The sequence below is a fragment of the Synechococcus sp. CCY 0621 genome, from assembly GCF_019038465.1.
Taxonomy (GTDB): domain Bacteria; phylum Cyanobacteriota; class Cyanobacteriia; order PCC-6307; family Cyanobiaceae; genus Cyanobium.
In genome coordinates, this window is sequence record NZ_JAFKRH010000046.1 from 62,410 (window position 1) to 74,238 (window position 11,829).

General features: G+C 57.0%; 11 protein-coding genes and 1 pseudogene. 9 read left to right on the plus strand and 3 right to left on the minus strand.

Annotated elements, in window-relative coordinates; all coding sequences use genetic code 11:
• Positions 1-22: 22 nt before the first annotated feature.
• The 4 genes and pseudogenes from KUG43_RS17380 to KUG43_RS15420 form a co-directional block, all read left to right on the plus strand.
• A pseudogene (locus KUG43_RS17380) lies at positions 23-187 on the plus strand (competence protein CoiA family protein); the annotation flags it as partial.
• Between the two features lie 135 nt (positions 188-322).
• Positions 323-970, plus strand: coding sequence for a hypothetical protein (locus KUG43_RS15410; RefSeq protein ID WP_286194858.1), 648 nt, complete (start codon positions 323-325; stop codon positions 968-970).
• 129 nt (positions 971-1,099) lie between these two features.
• Positions 1,100-1,945 carry a DUF6602 domain-containing protein gene (locus KUG43_RS15415; RefSeq protein WP_216910517.1) on the plus strand — a complete coding sequence of 282 codons (846 nt, stop codon included), beginning with the start codon at positions 1,100-1,102 and terminating at the stop codon, positions 1,943-1,945.
• A 186-nt stretch (positions 1,946-2,131) separates the two neighbouring features.
• A complete protein-coding gene (locus KUG43_RS15420; protein ID WP_216910519.1) occupies positions 2,132-8,086 on the plus strand; it encodes a PDDEXK-like endonuclease domain-containing protein in 5,955 nt (1,984 codons plus the stop codon).
• A gap of 316 nt (positions 8,087-8,402) precedes the next feature.
• Here the strand turns inward: KUG43_RS15420 and KUG43_RS15425 are convergent, their stop codons facing one another.
• Positions 8,403-9,221, minus strand: a complete 819-nt coding sequence (locus KUG43_RS15425) for an HIT family protein (RefSeq protein ID WP_216910521.1) — start codon at positions 9,219-9,221, stop codon at positions 8,403-8,405.
• Entirely contained in the window at positions 9,158-9,382 is a 225-nt protein-coding gene (locus KUG43_RS15430; protein WP_216910523.1) for a hypothetical protein, read from the minus strand. The genes KUG43_RS15425 and KUG43_RS15430 overlap by 64 nt, the downstream gene beginning before the upstream one ends.
• A 154-nt stretch (positions 9,383-9,536) precedes the next feature.
• Between KUG43_RS15430 and KUG43_RS15435 the strand changes: the two genes are divergently transcribed.
• A complete protein-coding gene (locus KUG43_RS15435) occupies positions 9,537-9,872 on the plus strand; it encodes a type II toxin-antitoxin system RelE/ParE family toxin (protein ID WP_286194859.1) in 336 nt (111 codons plus the stop codon).
• Positions 9,865-10,200 (plus strand): helix-turn-helix transcriptional regulator, encoded by a 336-nt coding sequence (locus KUG43_RS15440; RefSeq protein WP_216910527.1) that lies wholly within the window; start codon positions 9,865-9,867, stop codon positions 10,198-10,200. The genes KUG43_RS15435 and KUG43_RS15440 overlap by 8 nt, the downstream gene beginning before the upstream one ends.
• Here KUG43_RS15440 and KUG43_RS15445 read toward each other — a convergent pair.
• The gene (locus tag KUG43_RS15445) at positions 10,186-10,506 is read right to left on the minus strand and encodes a hypothetical protein (protein ID WP_216910529.1); all 321 of its coding nucleotides are present in this window, start codon (positions 10,504-10,506) and stop codon (positions 10,186-10,188) included. The genes KUG43_RS15440 and KUG43_RS15445 overlap by 15 nt on opposite strands.
• Before the next feature lie 65 nt (positions 10,507-10,571).
• Between KUG43_RS15445 and KUG43_RS15450 the strand changes: the two genes are divergently transcribed.
• From KUG43_RS15450 to KUG43_RS15460, 3 genes are all read left to right on the plus strand, one after another.
• Positions 10,572-10,877: a DUF433 domain-containing protein gene (locus KUG43_RS15450; protein WP_286194860.1), complete on the plus strand. Its 306-nt coding sequence runs from the start codon at positions 10,572-10,574 to the stop codon at positions 10,875-10,877.
• A complete protein-coding gene (locus tag KUG43_RS15455) occupies positions 10,874-11,227 on the plus strand; it encodes a DUF5615 family PIN-like protein (RefSeq protein ID WP_216910531.1) in 354 nt (117 codons plus the stop codon). The genes KUG43_RS15450 and KUG43_RS15455 overlap by 4 nt, the downstream gene beginning before the upstream one ends.
• Before the next feature lie 225 nt (positions 11,228-11,452).
• Positions 11,453-11,722, plus strand: a complete 270-nt coding sequence (locus tag KUG43_RS15460; RefSeq protein WP_216910533.1) for a BrnT family toxin — start codon at positions 11,453-11,455, stop codon at positions 11,720-11,722.
• The last annotated feature ends 107 nt before the right edge of the window (positions 11,723-11,829 follow it).

Sequence of the window (11,829 nt, forward strand, 5' to 3'; positions counted from 1 at the left end):
AGCGGCAGGAGGCACCAACAGGATGGGCAAAGAGATTCTCTACTCATTTGCAAATAATGAAAAAGGGGAACTTGTCAAAGCAGATGCGGCCCAACGGGGTGGTGCCTACTACTGCCCATCGTGCCATAAAGAGATGGTTCATCGAATGGGGGAAAAGGTCCGTCCTCACTTTGCGCACAAGAATCTTAGCCAGAATTGCAGCCCAGAGACAGTTCTACACTTTGGTTTCAAGAGGCTCTTGCATGAAAGAATCTCTAAGTCACTTCAGGCTGGGGAGCGAATATCGATACAATGGAAATGCGAGGCATGCTGTGGCTGCCATTTGGGGAACCTGCTCAAGCGAACTGCTCATGCTGAGGAAGAGTACAACCTCGGGGCATGCAGGCCAGACATTGGGCTACTAAGCAAGGAAGGAGATGTTGTTGCAGCAATTGAAATTGTAGTATCGCATTCACCCGAACAATCAACTATTGAGTTCTACAAGGCAAATGGCATTCCATTGCTAGTCTTTAAGCTGAAGTCGGATACAGAGCTGAGCCGAGTCGAAGAAGAGGTTCTTAAGCCTGACATTGTGGATGTGTGTCTAAATCCGAAATGCCCTAAGTGCAATGAACACATGCCACGCCTCAAGCTACTAATCATCGATGGCAAGTGCTGGAAATGTCACTCCGCGATGAAGGTTGGCGCGTTAAGGGGAGACGCGGGGTATGAATGCGAATTTAACCTTGACCACATAGCCCTTGCAAATCGACACGGAGCCAATATTAAGACAAGATACAGCAAGACAGTTAGACATGGATACGCTGCGAACACGTGCAAGCGATGCAACGCATTTATTGGCGACCACTATCTTTTTGCAGACTATGTCGCAGCAGACGAGTACCCCAGAACTGAACTTGACGCTGGTTACTATTGCCCTAATTGCTGTAATGAACCAGATGATGATTACGATGATATTACTGAGGATTGACTTGACATTAATAGACGGGGCTGTCGAACAGGCCCCTCGAGTGGACAGGCCGCCTTCATCCCTGTGCTTCGCCACCAAAGGATCCTTGCCTGCCACTCAGGGGCAGCGTTAGGCCTTTGGAGTGCACCCGTGAGTAGTGAAATCTTTAACTGCCTCTTTCGTGAGCGAGCCGACATCTTTCGAGCGGCATTCTCGACGGTGTCCACTGATGTCTTCTACGACCAAGAGAACAAATGTCTGCGCCATGCGGGTGAATACGGGATGTACCGTGAGTCAATTGTTCGGGACTTCTTAAAGTTCATTACTCCGCGCGGCCTTGACGTTTCAACGGGATTCATCATTTCTGCTATGGAGGATGTGAGTACGCAATGCGACATCGTGATCTTTGACTCCAAGATGACGCCGATGTACGAGGAAGGCGATCGACAACGGTTCTTTCCGATTGAGTCGATCTTTTGCGTTGGCGAAGTGAAGTCGAAGATATCAAAGCTGCAGTTCGCTGATACGCTGAACAAGCTTGCAGCAGTCAAGGCAATCGGCGAGAGAATTAAAAGCCCATCGGTGATTCGGAGAATGCATCCGGGCAACTTCGATCCAGTCAACTATCCCTTCGACCTTGTCCCTAGCGTATTGATCTGCCAAAAGCTGGACTTCGACCTAAGCAACATCGAGAATGAGATTGATGGCATGTATAGCCCCGATGTTCAGCATCGGCACAAACACAACTTGATACTCAGCCTTTCCGATGGCTTGTTCAGTTACTTCGGCCCAGACGGCCTCAACGTCGCATATCCGATGGTGAAGGGCGCCAACTTGAAGCACAGAATCATCTGGCCGGGCGAAAATACTTATACGCATCTCCAGCTATTTGGGTCATTTATGTTCATGCTAACTACGCACAAGACGCTGCTCTATCCTGAGTTCTCTGACTACCTGGGAGGTATTGACGGTGGCTTCAAGCGCGAGCAGGCCTAACAAGCTCCTGGAGTGGACAGGCCGCCGGCAATTCTGCTTCGAAAGCGATAGCTTCTTGCCTGCCACTCAGGGGCAGCATTATTCGGATGATCAATGGGGCGAAGTCACCATTGCGAACCACGATGCATGTTTCCCTGTGTTAAAGTGAACATAGGAATCATTTGGTAACCCAAGGAGCAGCAGCGGATGCCGTTCACATCAAAGGATGTCAACAGCCACCTTCTGCCCACCCTTGAAGGGCTTCGCAACAAACTTCTGGATTTGACGTCCAGGAATAATCTTCTCAACCTTTCGCTCACGAGCTCGAGAACAGCAAGGCTGATGCGCTTTGTTGCTTGTGACCCTCAAGCAGTTCTGAACACTCTCTGCTCAGGCTCCACGCTCGAACTCAAGCCGCTTCCCGATCCTCCAGAAGAGGAAGAGAAAAAGCTGGAAGGAGAAGAGTTCAAGGCTGCTCTTGATCGGGCTCGGGAGCAGGATCCCCTATATCAGCAGGTTCTTGCCGACAGTTCAGGTGACAAGAACTTCAGTCCAGCGTTGGCCCAGGCAGAAGATCGAGTGCGTTCCAAGGTGAGAGAAGAATTTGAGCAAGGAGGCAAAAGCAGTGCGACGAAGAATTTGGTCAAATGGGCAGAGAAGCAAGGAATCAATCCCAGTTACGACCTGTCCTTCTCAGAAACGACTCCTCCTGGCAAAAACGGTACGTTACAAGTGTTGCTCTTGGCGCAACGCCTGGAACGCCTGGCAGAGGGCTTGCGCAAGAACGCACGCAGTTCGATCGAAGAAACGGGAAACAACATCCTCTACCTGGCCTTTGGTTGCCTGGAGTGGTCGGAGAAGAACAAGTCGTTTTTTGCTCCCCTGATTCTGTTACCCGTCGAACTGATCAAATCCTCAACCCGTGGAGGAGCCAAGAGCTTCTCCTTGAGGGGTACAGAAGATGCTCCTGTTGGCAATGTCACCTTGAAGGAACGCTTGCGGCGGGACTTTTTAATTGATTTCCCGCTGCCGAACTTGACTGAGGACGGTGGGGACTTGAAGGCTTACTTTGAACAGGTTGCTAGGGCTGTTGCCGAGGTGGAAGGCTGGGCAGTACGCCCAAACCTGAATCTTGCGCTGCTGAATTTCAGTGGCCTGGGTCTCTATGAGGATCTTGACCCCCAGATCGTCCAATCATCAGTGTTGGTGAAGCAATTGCTGGCTGCAGAGCTGACGGCAGAAGAACAAGGCCGTGAGGCTGAGATTGTGGCAGAGGACGTCCATGTGGATCAACCCACGATTGCTCAAAAGGTTCCGATTTTGATCACCCAAGCCGATGCCAGTCAATTCGCCAGCATCGCCGACGTGATGAGTGGGCGTTCGATGGTGATTGAGGGCCCTCCAGGCACCGGTAAGAGTCAGACCATTACCAACATCATTGCCAACGCTCTCTATGCGGGTAAGCGCGTACTCTTTGTGGCCGAGAAGAAGGTTGCCCTCGATGTGGTCTACACCCGTCTGGCAGAGGCTGGGCTCAAACCCTATTGCCTGCGAATTGCTTCTGATAAGACGAACAAGCGAGAGGTCTATGACGAGTTGGGAGAGCGCCTCCTACTGCCTCGACCCAGGCCCCCTCGGCGGGATGCTGCCCTAGGTGAATTCAACCAACTGCGTGACCAGCTTAATACCTTTTCCCAGCTTCTCAACCAAAGCCATGGAGCAGAGGAGGAAAGTCACCAAGAGCTGCTTTGGACCGAGGTCAAGCTGAAAAAGCAGTTGCTGGCCGCTGGGCTTGAGCTAACTGAATTCAAGGTGGACTTACCAGCAGCAACGACCTATACCCGTCCACAAGTTGAGCAGATAGCTCAAGTTCATGCTGAATTGGCCGATCTCGTCTCATCGGTAGATTTCGATGAGCTCCTTCTCGCCTTCATGGCCATTGGAGTCCGCCCTGGGGATCCGCTTGGCCGTGATCAATTGTTTGATCTGACTCAGCGATGGGCTGACGCTTTCAAGGAACTATCGGAACTAGCAGGCCAAGGGGAAGACCTAACGGGCATATCACTCAAAGATGTACGCCAGCGTGCCCGAGACGACGCGGCAGCCGTTGAGAAGCTTCCCGATCCGCTGCCTATCGAGCAGGAATCACTGCTGCCCTTGCTTTCCAGCTCTGAGGTTTCCGGCGTCGCGCAGGGTTTATTTCAGGCTCTAAGGGCGGAGCAAGCCAGTGCAGACAAGCTGTCCTCCAGCTTTGATCGGCTTCCAGATCCACTACCAGCAACAGCTCAGATCAGTGATTTCGTGGCTCGGTGGAACGGGTGGTCCTTAGGTCAGTTGGCAATGCCGAAGACCGCCGCTGATCGGGAACTTTTGAGCCAACGCCTTGAACGCTTGGGTGGTCAGGCGGAAGGAGTCCAGGTGGCCTGTGATGCCACGGGTTCTGGCCTCGGGGTTGATCAGTTCAGCCGTTCCTCCGTGAGGGCCCTTGCTGCAGTTCTGGACCATCTGAACGTTCTGCCTGGATGGGTGTTGGAGCTACGAGACCAACCGATCTGGAAGGCCGATTCCCATCGGTTGCAGGATCTGCTGACCCACTATACCTCGCTGCAAGAGCTGCGGGTATCGTTGGGCTTGAGCAAGACACCGTTGCCCAAAACGTGCTCCACGGCTCAACTCAAGCAAGCCTCCGAAGTTCTCAGGCAGTCTTGCGAGCGAGGAATGGCGGCGCAGCTCCTGAGTTCCTCGGCGGCCAAGGAGTGGGGCTTAAGGATTTCGGGGGTTCAGGCGTTGTTGGAACGGATCCACATCGCCGTTGAGCAAGGTATCGCCGGTCACAGTCTGAGCAGCTTCACGCTTGAGCATCTGCAGGCGTTGCCAACCGTGCTGCGCAGCGTAGCCGCACTGACTCCCAACGCGGCAAAGCATCGGAGTGGCCAGTTTTGGGAGGCACCTTTGGAGGCCATGGTCTCTACCCTTCAAGCCAAGAATGATTTAGAGCAAACCCGTAGTGAGCTGGAGCGTGATGGCCTGAGCATCCCCACCGAGGTCGATGCCCAGAAGCTGCGGCAGGAGGCTGGAGTCCTGGAAACGAGGAAGGGGCTCCACAAGTTGCTCAGCAGCTTGGCCGGCTCCTACAAGCGAGCATCTGAACTGGCTAGGAAACTCGGGATAAAGGAGGAAGCGCAAGGACCGCTTGGCTTGCGGCGGCTTGCTGATTTTCTGGATCAGCAAGCAAGGTATCCAGCCGAGTGTGAGGCGAAATGGTGTTCAGACGGCTTGAACCTGAGAGAAGCGGTTTCCGTGGCCAAGGAGTTGGCTTCTTACAAGGGTCACATCAGTGGTCAGCCGGCGACAGCCGCCTTTCTTGCTTTGGCACGAACCGCATCCGTAACCGATGCCCTGGCGGTGCTGGCGGTGTTTGAAGGAGGCCTGAACGGGGATCTTCAAGCGCTGGCTACCCATGAGTTGTGGGCAGGCAGGAGCGTTGTGGGTTTGACCTTGGCGGAGCTTCGCAGTCAGCTTCAAACAAGTCATAGGGACCAAGAACTGTTGGAACAAGCGACGCCCTATGCCGCATGGGCCGTGGCTGCAGGCATCAGTGACGGGGCCGAGATGGCGGGTTGGTTCGAGAATGTCTTGCGGTTCCAGGAGCTGGAGTCCCTCTTCCCCCTTCCTGAGCTTGAGGCAATCGTTGGCCCATCCCCTGACCTACAACGGGTTCAGGAGGTGGTGACGGCAGCAACGACCTACAAGGAACTGTTGAGTGCCGGCGGATTGGGGAACCTGGACCCCCTACTTCTTGGCCTTGCCAAGCCTGAACTGGAGCGACTTAGCGGGCTGGTTGGACGCCAGCTAATGCCTCGCCTGGGACAACTGCTGGCAGAAGAAGAGCTCATCCCTACAGGAGGGGAACAACAACCGATCGGGGCGTTGCTGGCCTCGGTTCAAGAGGCCATCGCTAGCTATCACCAGCTGCTCAACGACTGGGAAGCCCTCGGTCTGCAGGATGGCTTGTCGAGCAGTGCCTTACTCGAAGCACCTCTGGATCTCGAACTCCATAGCCGTCGACAGGCTGCGGTGATCAGTGCGTCCTCCGATCTACATCAGCAGCTGGGTCCTGATCTTGCCGGAACTGCGCCAGAAACGTTGAAGGCTGTGTTGGCCTGGATTGGCCAGCTCCGGGAGATGCGGCTTCCTTTGGCCATGGAGCGGCGATGCTTGGAGCAGGGATCAGCTCAGTACATCAGTTCGCAACGCGCCCGAGGCTCGGATCTGGTCAGCGCAGTCGAGCAAGAGGAGCAGGCAGCCACGCAGTTCGCCGCCGTGGCGGAGTTCAGTCCGCAGTATGTGGGTGACGAATCAGTGAAGGAGTTGGAGTCATTGCTCCATGAGGAGTTGACCTTCTGGTTGGAGTCGGCCCTTTCCTTACGGGAAGACTTTCCGCAGTGGGTTCGTTTTCATCAATTGATGGAAGCCTTACCAGGTAAGACAGACCGACGACTGGTTCAGGTGCTGATGGACAGAAACGTCCAATCCACACACTGGAGCACCATCTACTACTGGAATGTAGTGCGAAGCAAATTGGGCGAAATCGCAGACGCCAGTCCTGCTCTCAAGGGTCTTCAAGCTGTTGATCAGGTAAACCGACGCAAGCGATTCCACCAAACGGAAGAGCAGCTCATGCAACTCGATCGCGCTGAAGTGATTTCAAAGATTCACCGCGATCGCTACGAGCTACCAAGTGGCATTAACCAGGGCCGAAGAGGTGAGTTCACAGAGTTGGGATTGATTGATAACGAAACCAACAAGCAAAAGCGGCACCGCCCTCTGCGTCACCTCTTCCACTACGCCGGAAATGCTCTACGGGGCTTGAAACCCTGCTGGATGATGTCACCCTCCACCGTGGCCTCCTTGGTGCCGCGGGAAGCGATCGAACAGTTCGATCTCGTGATTGTGGACGAGGCCTCTCAGATGCCACCAGAACGAGCCTTTGGGATGATCAGTCGCGCAAAGCAATGCGTCGTGGTCGGAGACCCCAAGCAGCTACCTCCAACCAGTTTTTTTCAACGCAGCTCCTCCTCAGAAGATTCGGAAGAGTCAGAAGAAGTTGATACCGAGGCACTTGATGAAGAGTCGATTCTCGACCTCTGTACTAAGAGCTTCAATCCGGTGAGGAGACTGAAGTGGCACTACCGCTCTCGCCATGGCAGTCTGATTGCTTTCTCGAATCGACAGTTTTACAACAACCAGCTGGTTGTCTTCCCCTCCTGTGATCGGGACTTTGCCATCAACCGTCACCTGGTGGAAGCCCCCCGCTACGTGAGAAGCATCAACCTGCCGGAAGTAACCCTGTTGTGTGATGTGGTGCTGGAGCAGTTGGAACTGCATCCAGAACGCACTTTGGGGGTGGTGGCCATGAATGAGTCCCAGGCCGAAGAGATTGCCGAGCAACTCGAGACACTCTCCATTCACCACGAGGAACTGCGCCGGCGCCTTGACCTTACTGACAGCAGCGAAGAGCTGTTCGTCAAGGCGCTTGAAAAGGTGCAGGGTGACGAACGAGACACCATCGTCATTTCAACCACCTATGGGCCGGCGGAACCTGGTGGTCCATTAGCGATGCGCTTTGGCCCAATCAACCAAGGCGGTGGTCACCGGCGCCTTAACGTGCTATTCACCCGTGCCAAGCACGGCATTGAACTGGTCACTTCCATGGAGTCCAGCCAGATCCACCCTACGACCACCTCCAGTCTTGGCGTGCATGCTCTGAAGGACTACCTTAAGTATGTGGAAACCAGGAGCCTGGATACGGGCCGCCAAACCGGTCGCCCTCCCGATAGTGATTTCGAGGTCGTGGTTGCCGAGGCTCTTGAGCGCAATGGCTATCAGGTCGAATGCCAAGTAGGAGTGGCGAATTATTTTATCGATCTGGCTGTAGTTCATCCGAAGCAGCCCGAACTCTATCTACTTGGGGTGGAGTGCGATGGAGCTACCTATCACTCGGCCAGGGCTGCTCGTGATCGCGATAAGTACAGGCAGTCAGTTCTGGAAAATCTTGGCTGGGAGATATACCGGATCTGGTCAACTGACTGGTTCGAGAATGCTGAGGCTGAGACCAGGAAACTGGTAGAACATCTCAAGAGCATAAGCAGCAGGCAGTAGCCTTTTCATTTCTTTTCTAGTAGAGCATGCATCGTCGCGTGAGAATCTCTAAAATCGTTAGAGGGCAACGGGTAGCACCTTCCCGGTATTTTTCTTAAGAAGCCAGTCCGATAGTTAGCTCTAGAATGATGTGGCCACTATGCCACTTCGCTTGGGTTCTAGATAACACAATGCTGATTGAAGCATGAGATGCATGCACCAGAGCTTACCTCTCTTATAATTCTACCGTATAACACCACCATGCACCAGGGCCGCCCCCAGGCAATCATTTTCTAGATCCTGTGTTCATGCGGCCTGGTGATGGCGAACGTTGGGCTCAGTACCCCTGCTTCCCAGCCATCACCCCACGCACTCCACCCCTGGGCTGCGCACAATCCCCCAAGCGCCTCGGGATCAGATGCCAGTGCGCATGAAATACCGTCTGCCCCGCCGCCTCGCCTGAGTTCAGCCCCACATTCCAGCCGCTGATCGTGGCGTCCTGGGCATTCAGCTGCTCCCGCCGCAGCTTCAGCAGCTCCACCACGGCGTTCCACTCCGGCTGGTGCAGCTCCAGCCCATCGGCCCCATGACGACGCGGGATCACCAGGCTGTGCCCCTCACTCACCGGGTAGGCGCCGGCGATGCAGAGCTTCGAATGCGTTCTCCAGCAGCACCCGGCCGCTGCCCTCCAGCGCGCAGAACACACAGCCCGCTTCGCGGTGGCCGTAGCTGGCCTGCACGCCGCGGAAGTCGGTGCGCCCTCTTGCGTAGGCAAACAGCCGTCGCGCTTGCCGGCGTTGCAGCGGAAGCAGAGCGCCTGCAGGTTGCTGATGGCGTCGGAGCCGCCCTGGTTCTTGGGGATGATGTGGTCCATCTCCAGGGCCCGCTGGTGCTCGTGCGCACCGCAGCACTCGCAGCGGCCCTGGGCGCATCGGTGAACCCTGTACTTCACCGAGCCGCTGATCGGGCTGCGGTGGCGGCTGCGGTGGGCAAACGCCTCCTCGCCGCGCTGCTCGCGGAAGGCATTGAGGCGCCGGTGGCAGAGCTCCAGCAGCGCGTCGCGCTCGCCATCGCTCAGTTCGTCGCCGCCGATCAGGCAGTAGGCACCGTTGCCATAGCGGCTGATGCCGTTGCCGGTGACCACCGGGCCCACCATCCGCTGCCCAGGATTCGCCGGGCCACGTCCTGCGCGGGGGCTGGGCTGCGGCGGCCGAGCAGTTCCATCAGCATCAAGGGCTGGTCGATGTGGCTCATGCGCATGCGTTCGGCGATGAAGTGCCGCAGGCGCTGGTAGGTGGCGGTGGGGGGCGGGGGCATGGGGGAATCCTGGCTGGGGTGTGACGGGGGTGGCACTCATAAAGGAGAAGCTTTGCTGCCATGGCGCTCACGCGCTCTCCTTCACCCCACAACGACCTGGCGCCCAGAGCCCATCAGCGGGCCCGCCCCGTGGGCACGTAGCACGCGCGCTAACATGGAAGGGTCGTTTCGGGTTGAGTACTACAACGCTCGTGTTCGCGAGGACATCGAGGACTGGTCCGTGGATCTGCTGGCGCGATGCGACGAGCTGCTCGACCTCCTCGAAGATCACGGTCCCCAGCTCGGGCCTCCTCACTCCAAGGCCATGGGCGGCGGCCTGTTCGAACTTAGGCCGATGGGCCGTTCCGGTACCGGGCGGGCTTTCTATTGCTTCTGCAGTGGGCGGGTGATCACCGTGCTCCATGCCTTCGTGAAGAAGACCCAGAAAACACCCAGGCGTGAGCTCCTCATCGCTCGCGAACGCCTCAGGAACGTCAAACGCCATGGCTGACATCCTCTATCAACCGGTCAACCGCAATCGCGGCGCCGAACGCGCCCGACTCGATCAGGTGCCGGGCTACAGCGAAGCGCGGCAGGAGGCTGCCGTGGAATTCCGTCTGCTCCGGCAGCTCCTCGAGGCACGCCAGCGGGCCGGTCTCACCCAGGAGGAGGTCGCCGTGCGGATGGGCACCACGCGCAGCGCCATCAGTCGGCTCGAGGGATCCCGCAAGCACCTGCCCGCACTGTCCACTCTCCGTCGCTACGCCGATGTGCTTGGCTGCGATGTGGAGATCCAGTTGGTGCCTCGAACCTCTGATGACGCTTCACCGCCTTGGTGAGAGGCGGTGGCAGGCATCGAGGCGCTGGCGGCAGAGCTCCAGCAGCGCGTCGCGCTCGCCATCGCTCAATGCGTCGCCGCCGATCAGGCTGTCGTGGCCATCGCCATAGGCGGTGATGCCGTTGAAGGTGTACCCGGCCCACCATGCGCTTCCCAGGATCCGGCGGGCAACGTCCTGCGCGGGGGCGGGGCTGCGGCGGCCGAGCAGTTCCATGAGCATCAAGGGCTGATCGATGGGTCTCATGAGCATCCGCTCGGCGATGAACGCGCGCAGGGGTTCGTAGGTGGCGGAGGGTGGCGGGGGCATTGGGGCATCCTGGCGGGGGTGAGACGGGGGGTGGCACAGGTGAGGGAGAGGCCAAAAAGATCCCCATGCCAGCGCCAGAACCAGCTCAAGGTCGTGATCTGCTGTCCCCCTTAGGCTGGGGAAGCCAGGAAACCGTCATGACAGATCAGCTTGGGCGCATCACCCTCAACCCTGAGATCTGCCATGGAAAGCCAACCATCCGCGGCTTGCGTTATCCCGTGGAGATGCTGCTCGAACTGTTGTCAACTGGGATGAGCGCGGCTGACATTCTTGCCGATTATCCAGATCTCGAGGCTGAAGACATCACGGCAGTGCTTGAGTACGCAACCCAGCTTTCCCGAGTTCAGCGGGTTGATCTCCTTTCTGCATGAGGATCCTGCTGGATGCCCAGCTGCCTCGATCTCTCGTTAGGCCGCTGGAGCAATTGGGTTGCGACGTCCTGCACACCCTTGATCTACCTGATGGAAATCGCAGTGCCGACAGCATGGTTTCCTCCATTGCCGACAGCGATGGGAGAGTTGTCTTCAGTAAGGATGCGGATTTCGTCCGTAGTCATCTCTTGCGCGGCACTCCCGCCAGGCTTCTGCTTGTGGCCACGGGCAACATCGGCAACCAGGATCTCACCGCCCTGCTGCTTCGTGTTCTGCCGGAGCTGAACCGGCAATTTGAAACCCATGTCCTCATCGAGTTGAGCCGGAAGGCATTGGTTGTGAGGCATTGAACGTCAGTGTTCTCGGCCCCGACCAGCCGCTTGACCACCTGGCGCATGCGCATCCGCTCGGCGATCTAGTGCCGCAGACGCTCGTAGGTGGTGGCAGGGGCATGGGGCATCCTCGATGGGGTGAGACGGGGGTTGGCACTTGCCCTTCGAGGTTCCCTCTCCCTTTTGCCATGCCCACCCAGCTCGCGGATTCAGTCAGCGGCTCCACCCCAGCCTCGCAGGGCGGTGATCCGCTTTGATCCCCTCAAGCGGCTGCGGACTCTGGAGCAGAGAGGCCTGGATTTTCTCGATGCTGAACGTGTCTTTGCCGGGCCGACGCTGGAGTTTGAAGACCGCTGGCGCGACTATGGTGAGGTTCGGACTGTCTGCCTGGGTCTGCTGGATGGTCGCATGGTCGTGATCATCTACACCCAGCGTTCCTTTTTCCGTCAGAGCATTTCGATGCGTAAGGCCAATGCAAGAGAGCAACTTCGTTTTCGCCACCACTTCTCCTGATGACCCGATCCGCTCGGATCTACAGCGTGTGGATGCGCATGTGATCCAGCCTGAAGAGTATGCCGAGATTCCGGAGATCACGGATGACGATCTGGCACGTGCTGTGA

Excerpts from the sequence above, each read along its gene's own strand:
- KUG43_RS15445 (WP_216910529.1), bottom strand. The coding sequence starts at position 10,506 with ATGCCCCCGCCACCCTCCGCCACCTACGAACCCCTGCGCGCGTTCATC.
- KUG43_RS15450 (WP_286194860.1), top strand. The coding sequence starts at position 10,572 with ATGCCAGCGCCAGAACCAGCTCAAGGTCGTGATCTGCTGTCCCCCTTA.
- KUG43_RS15440 (WP_216910527.1), top strand. The coding sequence starts at position 9,865 with ATGGCTGACATCCTCTATCAACCGGTCAACCGCAATCGCGGCGCCGAA.
- KUG43_RS15455 (WP_216910531.1), top strand. The coding sequence starts at position 10,874 with ATGAGGATCCTGCTGGATGCCCAGCTGCCTCGATCTCTCGTTAGGCCG.
- KUG43_RS15430 (WP_216910523.1), bottom strand. The coding sequence starts at position 9,382 with ATGCCCCCGCCCCCCACCGCCACCTACCAGCGCCTGCGGCACTTCATC.
- KUG43_RS15435 (WP_286194859.1), top strand. The coding sequence starts at position 9,537 with ATGGAAGGGTCGTTTCGGGTTGAGTACTACAACGCTCGTGTTCGCGAG.
- KUG43_RS15420 (WP_216910519.1), top strand. The coding sequence starts at position 2,132 with ATGCCGTTCACATCAAAGGATGTCAACAGCCACCTTCTGCCCACCCTT.
- KUG43_RS15425 (WP_216910521.1), bottom strand. The coding sequence starts at position 9,221 with ATGGTGGGCCCGGTGGTCACCGGCAACGGCATCAGCCGCTATGGCAAC.